At 65.7% G+C, this 17,039-nt stretch carries 8 protein-coding genes; 2 read left to right on the top strand and 6 right to left on the bottom strand.

The window, feature by feature from the left end:
• Window positions 1-40: 40 nt before the first annotated feature.
• Genes CLD20_RS19425 through CLD20_RS19400 form a run of 6 tightly spaced genes read right to left on the bottom strand, consistent with a single transcriptional unit; the run spans window position 41 to window position 15,140 of the window.
• Window positions 41-3,070, bottom strand: a complete 3,030-nt coding sequence (locus CLD20_RS19425; RefSeq protein WP_224408332.1) for a hybrid sensor histidine kinase/response regulator — start codon at window positions 3,068-3,070, stop codon at window positions 41-43.
• Between the two features lie 29 nt (window positions 3,071-3,099).
• Window positions 3,100-4,047 carry a response regulator gene (locus CLD20_RS19420; protein WP_224408331.1) on the bottom strand — a complete coding sequence of 316 codons (948 nt, stop codon included), beginning with the start codon at window positions 4,045-4,047 and terminating at the stop codon, window positions 3,100-3,102.
• A 1-nt stretch (window position 4,048) separates the two neighbouring features.
• Window positions 4,049-5,398, bottom strand: a complete 1,350-nt coding sequence (locus CLD20_RS19415; protein ID WP_224408330.1) for an HlyD family type I secretion periplasmic adaptor subunit — start codon at window positions 5,396-5,398, stop codon at window positions 4,049-4,051.
• Window positions 5,395-7,671 carry a peptidase domain-containing ABC transporter gene (locus CLD20_RS19410; RefSeq protein ID WP_224408329.1) on the bottom strand — a complete coding sequence of 759 codons (2,277 nt, stop codon included), beginning with the start codon at window positions 7,669-7,671 and terminating at the stop codon, window positions 5,395-5,397. The genes CLD20_RS19415 and CLD20_RS19410 overlap by 4 nt, the downstream gene beginning before the upstream one ends.
• Window positions 7,668-9,335 carry an ATP-binding cassette domain-containing protein gene (locus tag CLD20_RS19405; RefSeq protein ID WP_224408328.1) on the bottom strand — a complete coding sequence of 556 codons (1,668 nt, stop codon included), beginning with the start codon at window positions 9,333-9,335 and terminating at the stop codon, window positions 7,668-7,670. Before CLD20_RS19405 ends, CLD20_RS19410 begins: the two co-directional genes overlap by 4 nt.
• A 33-nt stretch (window positions 9,336-9,368) precedes the next feature.
• On the bottom strand, window positions 9,369-15,140 hold the full coding sequence (locus tag CLD20_RS19400) for a hypothetical protein (RefSeq protein WP_224408327.1): 5,772 nt from the start codon (window positions 15,138-15,140) through the stop codon (window positions 9,369-9,371).
• Window positions 15,141-15,442: 302 nt separating this feature from the next.
• On the opposite strand from CLD20_RS19400, the gene CLD20_RS19395 reads away from it, so the two are divergent.
• Complete coding sequence (locus tag CLD20_RS19395) at window positions 15,443-16,372, top strand: ring-cleaving dioxygenase (RefSeq protein ID WP_224408326.1); 930 nt, start codon at window positions 15,443-15,445, stop codon at window positions 16,370-16,372.
• A gap of 47 nt (window positions 16,373-16,419) precedes the next feature.
• The gene (locus tag CLD20_RS19390; protein WP_224408325.1) at window positions 16,420-17,034 is read left to right on the top strand and encodes an alpha/beta hydrolase; all 615 of its coding nucleotides are present in this window, start codon (window positions 16,420-16,422) and stop codon (window positions 17,032-17,034) included.
• Window positions 17,035-17,039 lie beyond the last annotated feature (5 nt).

Below are 17,039 nucleotides of genomic sequence, written 5' to 3'. Positions count from 1 at the left end.
CCCTGCCCCCGCTCCGCTGGCCACCGGGCGCCCTGGCCGCTCAGGCCGCCTTGTGCGTCTTCGCTCCCTCTTCCATCATCTTGCGGATCGCCTCGATCGTCGCCGGGAAGACGCGCTCCATATGGAGGCGCAGCGTATTCAGCTCCTTCACCTTCGCCTCTCCGCCGGTGCGGGCGCGCTTTTCGAAGGCCTCGGCGAGATAGGCAAGGGCCGACGCTCCGACGATCTGGCTGGAGCTCTTGATGGTATGGGCCGGCATGACCGCGTCCTCGATGCGCCCGCTCGCCAGCGCCGCGCGGATGGTCTCCAGATACTCGGCCGTATCGTTGGAATAGAAGGAGACGAGCGTCTCGAATTTCGTGATGGAAGCACGCGCCCGCTTGAATGCGGCGATGTCGATCAGCGGGACTTTCGACCGTTCCGCAGGCGCCGGCCGGGAAGCAGCGGAAGGCTCTGCGGGCGTGGGAGCGGACGCAGGAGCCGGCGCGCTGGCGGCCTGAGGGGCGGGCCGTGACGCCGCGGCGGGGGCCGTCTGGGTGTTCGCCGCCGGGCGCGGCTTGGGCACATTGCCATAGAATGGGCGTTGGTCGGCGGGGGCGTCGCCTCGGGTGGGCTGGTTCATTTCGACTTCCTTTTCCTTGGTGGTGGCAGCCGCCTCGGGGGCCGGCGCCAGCCCCTCCAAAGACTGCAGGACGGCCTCCAGATCGGCCACGCTCATCGGCTTGGTGACGAAAGCGTCCATGCCCGCGGCGAGACACTTCTCGCGGTCGCCCTTGAGGGCATTTGCGGTAACGGCGACGATCGGAACGGTGCGTATGCGTCCGCCCTTCATCTCGCGACGCAGGATGCTGGCGGCTTCGTAGCCGTCCATCACCGGCATCTGGCAGTCCATGAAGATGACGTCGAAACGGCCCGTTCGCGCCAGATCGACGGCCTTCCTGCCGTCATTTGCCTGCTCGACCTCAAAGCCGAGCGTGCGGAGCACCTCGTCGCCGAAGAGAAGGTTCACATTGTTGTCGTCGACAAGGAGAGCCTTGCGCCTTTCGAAGCGCGGATGGTGCGGGCGGACAGGACCGGCGACCGCTTCCGTCTCATCGGCGCCGGTGGCCCCGACGAAGCGATGAATGGTCTTCACGAGGACCCGGCTGTCGAAAGGCTTGATCACCGCCTGGTCGAAATCGGGGTAACGGGGATTGGCCTCCTGGTTGCCGAGGACGATGCAGGGGACGCCCGCCAGCGTTGAAATGGCATGCGCGCGCGCCTGCACCTCCAGCGCCTGACGGATGTGCGTGCCCTGATCCAGGAGGAGGATGTCGAACCAGTCGCCGCCGGCCTGCGCCCTGGCGATCCGCTCGGCCACATCGACGGTCGGAATGAACCAGTCGCAGCTGACGCCGCGTGCCTCCAGTCCGCGCTTGAGGATGTCGGCCAGAGAGGACGAGGAGGAGACCAGAGCGGCACGCACTGAGAGCGGCGATTGCGCCGGCGCAGCTTCCACCACAGGCAGCGGCAGCGCGAAGGAGAAGGTCGAGCCTTTTCCCTCCTCGCTGCGGACCCCGATCGAGCCACCCATCAACTCGCAGATCTCCTTGCAGATCGACAGGCCGAGACCGGAGCCACCGTAAAGGCGGGTGGTGTTGTCCTCCGCCTGCGAGAAGCGGGAGAAGAGACGGCCGATGCTGGCGTCGGCAATCCCGATACCCGTATCGGCGACGGAGAATTCCACGATCGCCTCCCGGCTCTGCGGATCGTAGGTCTGCAACCGTCCGGCGAGGATGACCTCTCCCTGATGGGTAAACTTCAGCGCATTGGAAAGAAGGTTGCTGACGATCTGACGCAGACGCGTGGGATCGACTTCCACGACTTCCGGCAAAGCCGGGTCGAGATCGATCAGAAGGGCGATGTCCTTCTGCTGCACGGAGGGCGCATAGAAGGTCGCTATGTCCACGAGAAGCGAGGGCAGGCGCGTGCGCACGGGATCGATGGCGATCTCGCCGCTCTCGATCTTGGCGATATCGAGAATGTCGTTGAGGATCGCGAGAAGAACGCTGCCCGAGGCCTTGATCTGGTCCGCATATCGCTGCTGGTCGGCCGAAAGCTCCGTGCGCGAGAGAAGTTCGGCCATGCCGAGGACGCCGTTGAGCGGCGTGCGGATCTCGTGGCTCATATTGGCGAGGAAGGTGGTCTTGGCCTCGCTTGCCTGCGTCGCGTCGGCGAACGCCGCCTTGAGCTGGCGCTGGGAGGCGCGCTGGTCGCGAATGAAAAGGAAGCCGAGAGTCGCCGCCACCAGCCCGATCAGGAAGAGCCCGCCCATCATGACGATCAGCGAGAGGAAGTCGCTGGTCGACTGGCGAACCTTGGTGAAAAGGGTGAGGTTGGCAGCGATCGTCGCCGGCGACGTGACCGTCTTCGGAGGAAAGGGCTGGATGCTTTTCGGCGGCGGAAATTCGTATGTGACGTCTTGGGGAAAGCTGCTGAACGAGACGGAGACGATGTGGCCGTGCGTCAGCGATGCCGATACGTCACGGACGAGCGCTTTGAGGTCGATGACCGCGTAGACGAGGATGCTGCCGGAATTTGCGGCATCCTTCTGCAGCGCCTGCGCCATCACGATCGAATCCTCGCCGAGATCCGGGAAGAGCCCGGGATGCTCGATCGGCGAGAAGGCAAAAACCAGGCCTTCGCTGGTGAATAGCCTCTCCTCCAGCTCCAGTACGGCGGAGCGCACGCCACGCATCATCGAGGGCTGACCGAGAAGCGAGACGGGCCTGTCCGGGGCGGTGCTGCGGACATAGCCAAGGTCGCTCATATAGACCGGCTTGCGCGAGGCGACCTCGAGCTTGGCGGAGATCTTGTCTTCCGCGTCGCTGGCGATGAATGCGGCAGCGTCCTTGAGCCGGACGATGACCGCATCCGCCTCGACGCGGATGTACTTCTGGACGAGCTGCGTCTCCTGGAAGAACAGCGCGTTCTGCTCCTTATAGTAGAAGCGCGCATACCAGCCCGTGAGCACGACGATCAGCCCGGCGATGGCGATCATCACCAGATAAGGCAGCTTCGCACTCGGCAATCGCGGCATCCGGCCGGGAGCCTTGATGGCTACCATCTCAGCCTCGGAAGATTGGCGACATAGCCGACGACCTGCTTGCCGCTGCCGTCGTAGGTCAGACGGTCGAAGGCGAAGGTCGCAGCCCGCGAAATGCCCCGGCCGCACGGCGCGGCAGCACGGCTCGGATCGGAGATGAGGAAGGCACGCCAGTCGAAGCCCGGTCCGTTGTCCTTGACGCTGACATAGATGCCGTCCTCGCGGCGCATGCCCGTCGCCTCGACCCAGCCATCGGCGTAAGCCGGATCATGAGCTCGCTCCATCAGCGCCTCCTGCCAGCGCCCCTCGCGCAGGAGCTCCGCCTTGCGCTTGAATCCGAAACGCAGGACGCCGTGCTCGATGCCGTTCTGAACCAGCTCATAGATGCCCTGAATGGTCCGATCGGGCCTTTCGTGCATGCTGGCGAGCATGCTGACGACCGGTTCCACCTCCTCGGGCATGCGCAGCTTGAAGCGCATGACCTGCATACTCTTGAAGGCCGCCTGATGATCCATGAGGTCGCTGCGCAGCTTCCGCTGGCGCGCGACTTCCTGCAGGGCCGAACTGAGGACGGCGGCCATCAGCTTTTCGGAGGGCGGCTTGGTCAGGTAGTAGAAGGCGCCCGCTTCGATCCCGCCGCTGACATCCTGCTCTTCGGAGGCTCCGGTCAGCATGATGACGGGAATGCTGCGCGTATCGCGCTCCCGCTTCAGCCGCCGTGTCAGACCCATGCCGTCCAGAATCGGCATGATCCGATCCGTCATCACCACGTCGGCGCAGGAAGGATCCTCGCGCAGGAGCGTAAAGGCCTCCGCCCCGTTGGTCGCGGTGGTGACGCGATAGCCAAGCTGCTCGATCTGGCTGCCGACGGCCAGGAGGCCTGCGCGGTCGTCATCGACGAGCAGCACCGTCGCTGTGGGACGCGCCTCGCTTCTCGTCTCGTGCACGGTCTCGCTCAGCATGTCAGCGCTCGCCGAAAGAAGTGTCCAGAGCCTTGCGGATCGGGCTGAGGAAGTAGGTGAGGATCGACTTGTCGCCGGTGATGATGTCGGCCGTCACCTCCATGCCCGGCGCCAGCTCGGCGCTCGGCGCGAATGGGAGGGTATGGCTCTGAAGGCTGACCTTGACCTTGTAGTAAGGCGAGGTCCCATCGCCGGAGAAGGAGGACGGAGAGATCGACGCCACCTCGCCGTCGAGCCAGCCGAAGCGGGTGAAGTCGAAGGCGCTCACCTTCACGCGCACGGGCAGGTCGGGCTTCACGTAACCGATCTGCTCGACCGGAACGCGGGTTTCCGCATAGAGCGTCTCACCGACAGGCACGATGGTCGCGAGCGCCTCGCCGGAGGCGACGACGCCGCCGATCGTGGTGACGCCGAGCGATTTGACGATGCCGCGGACCGGCGAGGTGACGGTCAGACGGTCCTGGCGGCGCGACCGCTTGCTGACGTCGCCGTCGAGTGTCGTCAGGGAGGCGCGCAGCTCCTGGACGCGCCTTGCAATGTCGGACTTCGTGGTGGCGAGGAAGGAGGCCAGGCTCTTTTCCGCCTCCCCGAGCTTCTCGACCGCCGTCTCCTTGCGCTCCAGGGTGATGCGGGTGCGGTTCTCCACATCCTGGAGGTCCTTGCGCCGCTCGGCGAGCTGGGTGCGCGTGGAATAGCCCTTGTTCGCCAGCGTCTCGATGCGGGCGTAATTGTCCTCGGCGAAGGCCCGGTCGTCCGCCAGGGCCGCCAGCTGTGCGTCATACGTGGAGATCAGCAGGCGCGCCTGCTGGATCTGGCTTTCCAGCAGCTGCCGCTGGCTCTGAAGAGCCCGCCGCTCCGCTTCGTAGGAAGCCATCGAGGCGGAAACCGCGTCGTCCCGGCCGAAAGCCGAGAAGTTCGCTTCGCGCTCCTCGGTCAGCGACATGAGGCCCTCGATCTGGGTCAGGATGTTGCGGCGCTGGCCGCCCGCGACCTGCACGTCCTCGCTGGTCGCCGCATCGTCGAGGACGAAGAGCGGCGTGCCCTCCTCCACAAGGTCGCCCGGCGCAACCAGGATATCCTGCACGACACCGCCCTCGTAATGCTGGACGATGCGCTCCAGCCCGGAAGGCAGGATCGTGCCGACGGCACGCGAGACCTCCGGCACCCTGGCGATCGCCGACCATCCGAGCAGGGCGAAGAAGCCGACGGCGATCATGATGCAGGCGCGACGCACGAAGATCTGAGGCGCCGTCTCCTCGATGAAAACGGGGTGAGCGATCGCTCGCTGGAGCTGCGGCGCGAGCTCGCGCCCGGGCTCGCGCCGGCGCGGTTCGATCGTGACGAGGCTCATGCCGCCCTCGCAAGCAGGCGCTCGGGAGTGGAGATCACCGGCACCTTGCCGTAGCGCAGCGCCACCACGCGGTCGGCCAGATCGAGAAAGTCGGAACGGTGCGAGACGAACAGAACCGTCCCGCGGTTGCGATAGCTGCGGATCAGATTACGCACCACTTCTCCCACCTCGCCGTCGAGGAGCATGTTCGGGATTTCATCAATCAGAAATAGATTACCGTTGACTAAAATCGCCTGCGCGATGGCGAATTTGAAAAGGAACTCGGAAGGCACGTCGCCGGACGCCGACTCGCTGCAGGGGTGATCGAGCCCGTCCGGAAGCGCTTCGATATCTTCAAGCAGGCCGGCCGTGCGCAGGGCGCTGCGGAGCTTCTCCTCGCTGGCCAGGGGATCCGCCAGAAGGAGGTTGTCGCGCAGCGAGCCCGGAAAGAGCTTGGGCTGCTGCGGCACGTAGGAGATGCGCCGCCTCAGATCCTCCTGCGGCAGCTGACGCATGTCGATGCCATCGATGCGGATGGTGCCGATCGAAAGGTCGCTCATGCCCTGGACGAGCTTCAGGATCGTCGACTTGCCGGTACCGTTGGCGCCGGTGATGGCGACGACGTCGCCCTGACTGATCTCGATGTCGAGGCCGACAAAGACGGGCCGGGTATCCCTGGAGCGGAAGCCGACATTGAGGAAGCTGACGGCGCCTTCGATCGAGCGGATCTGCGTGTATTCGCGCTCCTCGTCCCGTTCGGGAGCAACCTCCATCAGCGTGTTGAGCTGGTCGATGCTGTTGCGCAGCTGTTCGAAGCGCTGCAGCGAGAGGCAAAGGACGTGATAGGGCGACAGCGCGCGCAGCGTGAGAATGACGATGGCCAGGAGGCCGCCGGTGCCGACGATGCCGGACCAGACCTCCAGGGTTCCGAAGCAGAGGACGAAGACCGTGCAGGTCGTCAGCACGAACATCGACAGGGCTTCGGCCGCCGAGCCGAGCGTGCGCAAGGAAAGCTGCGCCGCCTGCTGGCGACGGGCGCTCTCGATCATCCGGCCCGACCACAAGTGCTGCAGGCCGGACTGGCGGATCGCGTCCCGCTTTTCCAGTGTTTCGATGGTGATGCGCTGCATTTCGGTCGATTCGTCGGCCGCAATGCTCGTCCGGATCCGCGCTTCGCGGCGCAGCAGGAAGAACAGAGCGAGATGGGCGCAGATGCCGAGCACGGGGATGACCGCGAGCCATCCGGCAAGAACCGCGATGACGAAGGTCGCCAGAATACTGACGGGAATCTCCAAAAGGGAGGTCGCCGCCGTGCCGGTGATGAAGTCGCGGATGTTCTCGAAGGTGCGCAGGCGCGCGGCCTGATCGGTCACCGCAGCGCGCTCGGAGAGGGACGGCCTAATCTTCAGGATGCGCTCGAAGGAGGAGATGCTGACCAGGTATTCGATGCGGTTCGCCACCCAGGCGAGGATGCGCGTGCGCTTGGTCAGGAGCACGGCTTCCAGGGCCACGGTCAGTCCCATGCCGACGATGAAGGCCGGCAGCGGATCGAGCGATCCCAGGCTGATGACATGCAGGTAGATCTGGATGGTGAAGAGCGGCAGCATGACGCTCGTCACCGCGATCGCCATGCTCGTGATCACCAGACCGAAACCGACGCGGCCGAACTTGGCCAGCAGCGCGCGGAACCAGCTGTGGCCTGTGTGGCTGCGCCGGACCGCCGATAGCGGATGCGACTCGCTCTTCAGCGCGAATGTCCAGCACTTGCCCTTTGCCAGATCGCGCGCCGACTTCACCTCCTCGATTCGTCCGTCGGCGTGGAGACGCTCCAGCGTGCCGGTCTCCGGGCAATGGAAGACGACTTCGGCGCCTCCGCCGGAAGGCAGGAAGAGGAAGGGCTCGCGGGTCTGCATCAGGTGATTGTCGGGGCGAGCGTCGGCCGGGTAGAAGCCGAGATTGCCGAGGGCCCCGATCAGCCCCGAAACGCGCAGCGGACCCGGCTCGGCCGGGAGCGCCGTCAGGAGCTGGCGAAGCGGAAAGTCGATGCGCAGAAGCAGGGTGAAGGCACAGAAGAGCGGCTCAAGGCCTGCTTCGTCCGAGATGCTCGCCCGATGGCGCCGGATCAGGGTCTCCAGACGATGGACGGAGGCGCGAAAGCGCATATGCCAGAGCGTGCGCTCCGGCAGGCGGCCGGAATAGAGCTCCGCCCGGGGCAGCCCTTCCGCCTCGGCGACGGCCCTTTCGGGCTCCATCACCGCCTGCCGTCCGGCGCCTTTGAAAGCGAAGGCGTTCATATCTTGAGATCCCGGTAGGAGGTGCGTTCCTGCAAGCTGAAGCCTTCCACCGGGGAAAGACCGTCGCGCCCCAGGAACAGGCGCTGGCTGGCGACGCCGAGGAAATTGGCGTCGTCGGAGACAAGGATGAGCGAGGCCTGCCCCTTCACCTTGCCGACGAAGCGGTTGAGCTTGGCATAGCCTTCCCGGTCGAGCCCGCGATCGGCATTGTCGAGGAGGATCAGCCGCGGCCTGGTGGCAAGTGCCCGCAGAATGACGAGTTGCTGGCGAAGCCCCGGCGGGATGATCTCGTTCGCCGAGCCGATCAGCTCCGTATCGAGGCCGTTCGGCAGCTCGTTGATCAGGTGATCGATCTCCAGGATGGAGGCGACCTCCATGGCATCGGCAACGCTGACCTCACCGAAGCGGGTGATGTTGTCGCGCAGCGTGCCGCGAAACAGGACGCCGTCGGAGGGGACATAGGCGACGCAGCGATTGAGGAGTTCCTGCGGATAGCTCGTCGGCGGGACCCCGTTCAGGCGCACTTCGCCCTCCGCGGGCTTGCGGATGCCGGCGATGATCTGCAGGAGCGTGGACTTGGCCTCTTCCGAAGGGCCGGTCAGGGCGACGGCCATGCCCGGCGGGATGGAAAGACGGACATCTTCGAAAAGTGGCAGCGCGCCCTTCGTGCGCCAGGCAAGACCTTCGATCTCCACCCTGCCCTCGTTCTTCACGTCGAGACTTTCGTCCGGCGTGGAGATGACCGGCTGGGCGAGAAGGTCTTCCACCTTGGTCTCCGCCTCGTCGATGTCCTTCATCTGGACGAAGGTGAAGACGGCGCGCTGCAGGGGCGCCATGACGCGGCTGCTGAGGAGCACCAGTGCCGAGACGCCGCCCATGGTCATCTCGCCGCGCCCCAGCGAGAGAGCGCCGAGCGCAAGCATCGCCGCGATCAGAACCTGGCTGGCGATCGGCGCACTGTTGAGGAGCCGCCCGGTCAGTTTGGCGATCGCGTAATTGTTGTCGACGATACGCGCCTGATGCGCCTCGTAGCGGCGCAGGATGTTCTCCTCGATCCCCATCGCCTTGATGGAATGCATGGAGCCGAGCATGGCGAAGAGAAATGCGTAACGCTCCTCGTTGTCGAGAGAGCTTTCCTCGATGCGGCGCTTCAGATGGACCGCGTCGGTCAGCGTCACGAGGGCGAAGACGGCAAGGCAGCAGAGGACGAAGGTGCCGGCCATCCAGGAGATAAAGAAGATGACGCCGACGATGACCGGCAGGAAGAGGAGCTCGAAGAGGCTGACCAGGACCTGCCCGTTGTACTTCTCGCGCATCTGCCGGATGGCGTTGAGATACTCCACGCTGCGCGAGGAAATGACGCGCCCCTCCGGCGGGTCGCTGAGCACGATATGCGACAGAAGCCTGTGGGTGACGACGCCGGCGAAGTTCGCGCCGGTGCGATTGAGGATCAGCGAACGGCCGTAGCGCAGCACCGCCTCGAGCGCCGCCAGGGCAACGACGCCGATCACCAGGATCTGCAGCGTGGAGCCGGCCGGATTCGGAATGATGCGGCCGAATACCTGCGCAGCCGCCAGCGGGATCGTCAGCCCGAGGACGTTCAGCGTCAATGTGAGCAGGAGAAGCGCCCCCACGGGGCGCTTCCAGGCGCGATGGCTGAACAAGCCGGTCTCCACCCATTCTTTCGTGCGTTGAACCTAGAGGTGGAAGCTTCCCCCGAGCTTGATCGTCGCACCCGACAATAGACCTCCAACGTCGCTGCTCGCGTCCTGCGTGTCATCGACGAATGGAATGAGATCGATGTCGGACGTGCCGCCGTCGTCGATCAGCAGCGGATCGCCGAGATCGCCGAGAAGATCGCTCAGCGTCGGATCGCCCTCCAGGAGGGCCGTCGTGTCGAGCAGATCCTCGCTCCCGCTGCTGTCCGTTTCGCCGCCTTCGGCAAGGTCGAGGCCGAGCAAGAGCTCGGAGTCGAGCTCATCGAAGAGCGCGACATCGTCCGCACCACCATCGCCGGTCTCGCCAAGGCCGAGAAGGGCATCGGTGCCCTCGTCGAGGGAGCCTGTCAGGTCGTCGGTGCCGGAGAGATCGAGATCGGCCACGAGATCGATGTCGATGTCGCCGACGATCTCCTCCACCGGATCGAGGTTCACCTCCGCATCCGCCGTGACGTCCTCCACGAGGGGCAGACCGAGATCGGCATCGAGCACCAAGTCGGTATCGCCCTCGCCGGTTTCGCCATCGCCGAGCAGGCTGTCTCCAAGGAGGCCGCCGCCGTCACCAGTGAGAGGATCGCCGGCCAGAAGATCGCCAGCCGCCTCTTCCACGCCGTCGGCGGCACCATCGAGCGTGTCGCCCACGGCAGCGGTCAGATCACTGGCCGTGTCGTCGACGGCACCAGTCAGATCATCAGCCGCGCCGGTGAGATCGCCGGTGAGGTCGTCCGCCGCGCCGTCAGTTCCGGAGAGGTCGAGATCGGCCACCACATCGATATCGATGTCGCCGACGATCTCCTCCACCGGATCGAGGATCACCTCTGCATCTGCCGTGACATCATCTTCCACGAGGGGCAGACCGAGATCAGCGTCGAGCACCAGGTCGGTATCGCCCTCGCCCGTGTCGCCATCGCCGAGCAGGCTGTCTCCAAGGAGGCCGCCGCCGTCACCAGTGAGAGGATCACCCGCGAGAGGATCGCCGGCCAGAAGATCGCCAGCCGCCTCTTCCACGCCGTCGGTCGCACCGTCGAGAGTGTCGCCCACGGCACCGGTCAGATCACTGGCCGTGTCGTCGACAGAACCAGTCAGATCACCGGTCACATCGTCGGTACCGGAGAGGTCGAGATCGGCCACCACATCGATATCGATGTCGCCGACGATCTCCTCCACCGGATCGAGGATCACCTCCGCATCCGCGGTGACGTCCTCCACGAGGGGCAGACCGAGATCAGCGTCGAGCACCAGATCGGTATCGCCCTCGCCGGTATCGCCGTCGCCGAGGAGGCTGTCTCCAAGGAGGCCGCCGCCGTCGCCAGCGAGAAGATCGCCAGCCACCTCTTCCACGCCGTCGGTGGCACCGTCGAGGGTATCGCCCACCGCACCGGTCAAATCGCCGGCCGTGTCATCGACGGCACCAGTCATATCATCAGCCGCGCCGGTGAGATCGCCGGTCATCAGGTCACCGGCAGCATCGTCAGTTCCGGAGAGGTCGAGGTCGGCCACCAGATCGATATCGATGTCGCCGACGATCTCCTCCACCGGATCGAGGATCACCTCCGCATCCGCCGTGACATCATCTTCCGCGAGGGGAAGACCGAGATCGGCGTCGAGAACCAGGTCCGTATCGCCCTCGGCCGTCTCGCCGTCGCCCAGGAGGGTGTTACCGAGGAGGCCGCCTCCGTCACCAGTGAGAGGATCGCCAGCCAGAAGATCGCCAGCCGCCTCTTCGATGCCGTCGGTCGCACCATCCAGGATGTCGCCCACCCCGCCGGTCAGGCCACCGGCCGTGTCGTCGACGGCACCAGTCAGATCTTCGGCCGCGCCGGTCAGGTCGTCCGCCGCGCCCTCGGTGCCGGAGAGGTCAAGATCGGCCACCACATCGATATCGATGTCGCCGACGATCTCCTCCACCGGATCGAGGATCACCTCCGCATCCGCCGTGACGTCCTCCACCAGGGGCAGACCGAGATCCGCGTCGAGCACCAGGTCAGTATCGCCCTCGCCGGTCTCGCCGTCGCCCAGCAGGGAGTCACCGAGGAGGCCGCCGCCGTCACCAGTGAGAGGATCACCCGCGAGAGGATCGCCGGCCAGAAGGTCGCCAGCCGCCTCTTCCAGACCGTCGGTCGCACCATCCAGGGTGTCGCCCACCGCGCCCGTCAGGTCGACGGCAGCATCGTCGGTGCCGGAGAGATCGAGATCGGCCACGACATCGAGGTCGATGTCGCCAACGATCTCCTCCACCGGATCGAGGATCACCTCCGCATCCGCCGTGACGTCGTCTTCCACGAGGGGCAGACCGAGATCGGCATCGAGCACCAAGTCGGCATCGCCTTCGCCCGTCTCGCCGTTGCCGAGCAGACTGTCTCCAAGGAGGCCGCCGTCACCCGTGAGAGGATCGCCAGCCAGAAGATCGCCAGCCGCCTCTTCCACGCCGTCGGTCGCACCGTCGAGCGTGTCGCCCACCGCGCCGGTCAGGTCGCTGGTTGTGTCGTCAGTGCCGGAGAGGTCGAGATCGGCCACGAGATCGATGTCGATGTCGCCGACGATCTCCTCCACCGGATCGAGGATCACTTCCGCATCCGCCGTGACGTCGTCCACGAGGGGAAGACCCAGATCGGCGTCGAGAACCAATTCGGTATCGCCCTCGCCCGTCGCGCCGTCGCCCAGCAGGGAGTCACCGAGGAGGCTACCGCCGTCGCCCGCGAGAGGATCGCCGGCCAGAAGATCGCCAGCTGCCTCTTCCAGGCCGTCGGTCGGACCATCCAGGGTGTCGCCCACCGCGCCCGTCAGGTCGCCGGCCGTGTCGTCGACGGAACCAGTCAGGTCGTCCGCCGCGCCGTCAGTTCCGGAGAGGTCGAGATCGGCCACGACGTTGATGTCGATGTCGCCGACGATCTCCTCCACCGGATCGAGGATCACCTCCGCATCCGCCGTGACGTCGTCCACGAGGGGAAGACCCAGATCGGCGTCGAGAACCAGATCGGTATCGCCCTCGCCCGTCGCGCCGTCGCCCAGCAGGGAGTCACCGAGGAGGCTACCGCCGTCACCGGTGTCGCCACCGCCGAGAAGACCGTCCGTCAGTTCGCCGGCTGTATCGCCCACGGCATCGGTCGCACCATCCAGGGTGTCGTCCACCGCGCCGGTCAGGTCACCGGCAGCATCGTCGGTGCCGGAGAGGTCGATATCGGCCACGACATCGATGTCGATATCGCCAACGATCTCCTCCACCGGATCGAGGATCACCTCTGCATCCGCCGTGACGTCGTCTTCCACGAGGGGCAGATCGAGATCGGCGTCGAGCACCAGGTCGGTATCGCCCTCACCCGTCTCGCCATCGCCGAGCAGGCTGTCTCCAAGGAGACCGCCGCCGTCACCGGTGAGAGGTTCACCCGCGAGAGGATCGCCGGCCAGGAGATCGCCAGCCGCCTCTTCCACGCCGTCGGTCACACCGTCGAGAGTGTCGCCCACCACGCCGGTCAGATCACTGGCCGTGTCGTCGACGGCACCGGTCAGATCATCGGCCGCGCCGGTGAGATCGCCGGTCAGGTCACCGGCAGCATCGTCGGTGCCGGAGAGGTCGAGATCGGCCACGACATCGATGTCGATGTCGCCGACGATCTCCTCCACCGGATCGAGGATCACTTCCGCATCGGCAGCAATGTCGTCCACGAGGGGCAGACCCAGATCGGCGTCAAACACCAGGTCGGTATCGCCCTCGCCCGTGTTGCCGTCGCCCAGCAGGCTGTCTCCGAGGAGGCCGCCGCCGTCACCGGTGTCGCCACCGCCGAGAAGACCGTCCGTCAGTTCGCCGGCTGTATCGCCCACGGCATCGGTCGCACCATCCAGGGTGTCGCCCACCGCGCCGGTCAGGTCACCGGCAGCATCGTCGGTGCCGGAGAGGTCGAGATCGGCCACCACATCGATATCGATGTCGCCGACGATCTCCTCCACCGGATCGAGGATCACTTCCGCATCCACGTCGATGTCGTCGACGAGGGGCAGACCCAGATCCGCATCGAGAACGAGATCGGTATCGCCGTCGCCGGTGTCGCCGTCGCCGAGGAGGCCTCCGCCCAGAAGACCACCGCCGTCTCCACCGCCGAGGGCGCCATCGACGATGTCCGTCACGCCGCCGACCGTCTCGCCCACCGTTTCCAGCGTGTCGTCCACGGCGTCTTCGAGATCGAGATCGGCCACCACGTCGATGTCGATATCGCCGACGATCTCCTCCACCGGATCGAGGATCACCTCTGCATCGGCAGCAATGTCATCCACGAGAGGCAGACCCAGATCCGCATCGAGAACGAGATCGGTATCGCCGTCGCCGGTGTCGCCGTCGCCGAGGAGGCCTCCGCCCAGAAGACCACCGCCGTCTCCACCGCCGAGGGCGCCATCGACGATGTCCGTCACGCCGCCGACCGTCTCGCCGACCGTTTCCAGCGTGTCGTCCACGGCGTTTTCGAGATCGAGATCGGCCACCACGTCGATGTCGATATCGCCGACGATCTCCTCCACCGGATCGAGGATCACTTCCGCATCCACGTCGATGTCGTCCACGAGCGGCAGACCCAGATCCGCATCGAGAACGAGATCGGTATCGCCGTCGCCCGTATCGCCATCGCCGAGGAGGCCGCCGCCCAGAAGACCGCCATCACCGCCATCACCACCGCCGATGACGCCATCGACGATGTCCGTCACGCCGCCGACCGTATCGCCCACCGTTTCCAGCGTGTCGCCCACGACGTCTTCGAGGTCGAGATCGGCCACCACATCGATGTCGATGTCGCCGACGATCTCTTCCACCGGATCGAGAATCACTTCCAAATCCACGGCGATGTCGTCCACGAGGGGCAGACCCAGATCGGCGTCGAGAACCAGATCGGTATCGCCCTCGCCCGTGTCGCCGTCGCCGAAGAGATCGTCGATGGCTCCATCGAGGAGATCGCCGACCACATCGAGAGGATCATCCAGCACGTCGTCCAGATCGATGTCCGTCCCGACTTCGATATCGATGTCGCCAACGATTTCCTCGATCGGATCGAGGATCACCTCGGCGTCGACATCCACCTCGTCCACCAGGGGCAGATCGACATCGGTGTCGAGGACGAGGTCGATGTCGCCATCTCCGCCGCCCGAGCCACCTCCGCCCGAGCCGCCTCCGCCCGCACCGTCGCCGTCTCCATCGCCGCTGCCCGAACCGCCGCCATCTCCGTCTCCCCCGTCACCGGGATCGCCGCCGACCCCGTCATCGGCGGGATCGTCCATAGCGCCTTCGTCGGAAGACGAACCCGCATCGTCCGTGGAGAAAAGCGTATCTTCGTCACCGCCGGAAAGAGCGTCGGGGTCGACCTGGAGGCCGGAAAAATCCACCGTGACGTTGCCGAGATTGGCCGCAACACCGGATGCCGCATCGCCTGCGCCGCCACCCAGGGAGCCTGCAGAGACCGCGAGCGCGCTGAGATCGACGCCTTCGATATCGGTCGCCTGAACGTCGATCGATGTCGGGGCTCTCGTTTCAGCGCTCGTGCCGGTAGCCGCAACCCCTTCAAAATCCAAAGGCGCCACGCCGGCCGCCGTGCCGGTTGTCCCATCCGAACCAAGGCTCGCCACGACATTGGTGAAATCGCCGAGACGGGGAGAAAACTCCGCCCCGGTCAGCGGGCTCGCCGCCACAGTCTCGGCGAGAGAGGCCGAACTGACGTTCACGCCGTTCACCACGCCAGTGTTTTCAAGAATGTCGATCGCTTCGTACAACTTCGATTCGAGAGCCGAACCTTCGGTCGGTGCGCCAGCCATAAACGGACTCCTGCCTTTAGAGCGAAACTCTAGGCCGAATGCATCTTACGGTTTCATTAAAGACGCTATACACATTCTAGGATTTAGCGCCCGCATTCAGCTGACTCACCTCTACGGTGCAAGCTTCAGGAAGGTTTCACGGAAGATTTGCGCGTGTTTCGCCGATGCAACCTGCCGCCGTGTGGCGCGATTTTCCCTGCGGCCTATCTTTCGCCCAGGCGAGGGACGCGTAAGGCCCTCCCGATCACATGGAGGGTCTCGTGGACCACACCGGCATTCATCACGTTACCGCGATTGCAGGGCCCGCTTCGCGCAACCTCGATTTCTACCGACACACTCTCGGCATGCGGCTGGTGAAGAAGACGGTCAATTTCGACGATCCCACCACCTACCACCTCTATTTCGGCGACGAGACCGGCCAGCCCGGCTCGATCCTGACCTTCTTCCCCTGGGAACATGCGGCTGCCGGCCGCGTCGGAATCGGGGAGACGCAGGAGACGGCCTTTCGCATTCCGCAGGCATCGCTCGGCTTCTGGACGCACCGGCTCCTGTCGGCCGGCATCGCCCATGAGACCCCCTTCCAGCGCTTCGGCGAGACGGTCCTCGCGATGAAGGACCCGGACGGCATGCGCATCTCGCTCGTCGCCCTCGCCGGAATCGAAAACGAGCCCGGCTGGAGCGACGAGGAAGTGCCGGCCGAGCACGCCATCCGCGGCCTCCACGGGATCAGCCTCCTTCTGGAAGATACCGGGCCGACGGCCGCCATCGTGACGGACGTTCTGGGCTTTCGCGAAATGGACCGGGAGGGCACGCTCACTCGCTATGTCGCCGAGGAGGCCGGCGTCGGACGCTATGTCGATCTGCATCATGCCGGAGGATTCCTTCGTGGCAGGTCGGGCCGCGGGACGGTCCACCACGTCGCCTTCCGCGCCGACGAGGAGGGACAGGCCCGCATGGCGCGCCGGCTCACCGAGGAACACGGCATCCCCACAACCGAGCAGAAGGACCGCGCCTATTTCCGCTCGGTCTATTTCCGCGAGCCGGGCGGCGTGCTCTTCGAGATCGCCACCGACGATCCGGGCTTTGCCATCGACGAGCCCGCCGACGCACTCGGCACGGCGCTGAAGCTGCCGAAAGGCCTCGAGCCGCACCGCGCCGAAATCGAAAAGGTCCTGCCGCCGCTCGGCTGAGCCGTTCCCGCTCCGGCGGGAGGGGCCTCTGCCCGGAGAAAGCCGCCATGCACGCCGATCTCAGCTACATCCACCGCTTCGTGCCGGCGCGCGCCGAAGGGCGCCCGCCCATCCTCCTCCTGCACGGCACCGGCGGCGACGAGGACGATCTTCTGCCGCTCGGGGCCGCGGTCGCGCCCGGCTCGGCCCTCCTTTCCCCTCGCGGAAAGGTGCTGGAAGAGGGCATGCCGCGCTTCTTCAAGCGGCTCGCCGAGGGGGTCTTCGACGCGGAGGAGATACGGCAGCGGGCAGCGGAGCTCGCCAACTTCATCGAAGAGGCGAAGGAGGCCTACGGCATCGGCGCACCGCTCGCGCTCGGCTTTTCCAACGGCGCCAACATCGCATCGGCCGTCCTGATGCTCTATCCGCAAGCGCTGGCGGGGGCCGCTCTGGTGCGCGCCATGCAAACCCTTCCGCAAACGCAAGCGGCGGGGCTTTCCGGCAAACCGGTGCTGCTCCTTTCCGGCGCCCTCGACCCGATCGTGCCGGCGGCGAGCGCGCAGGCGCTGGCACAGCAGCTCTCGGCGGCCGGTGCGGACCTCACCCACCGCACGCTACCCGCCGGGCATGGCCTCACCCAGGCCGACATCACGATTCTCAAGGATTGGATCGGCGCGCTTTGATCCCG

It is taken from the genome of Afifella sp. IM 167 (genome assembly GCF_020144925.1).
Lineage (GTDB): Bacteria > Pseudomonadota > Alphaproteobacteria > Rhizobiales > Afifellaceae > Afifella.
Note: the sequence above shows the minus strand (reverse complement) of the source record. Positions and strands in the feature narration are given on the sequence as shown.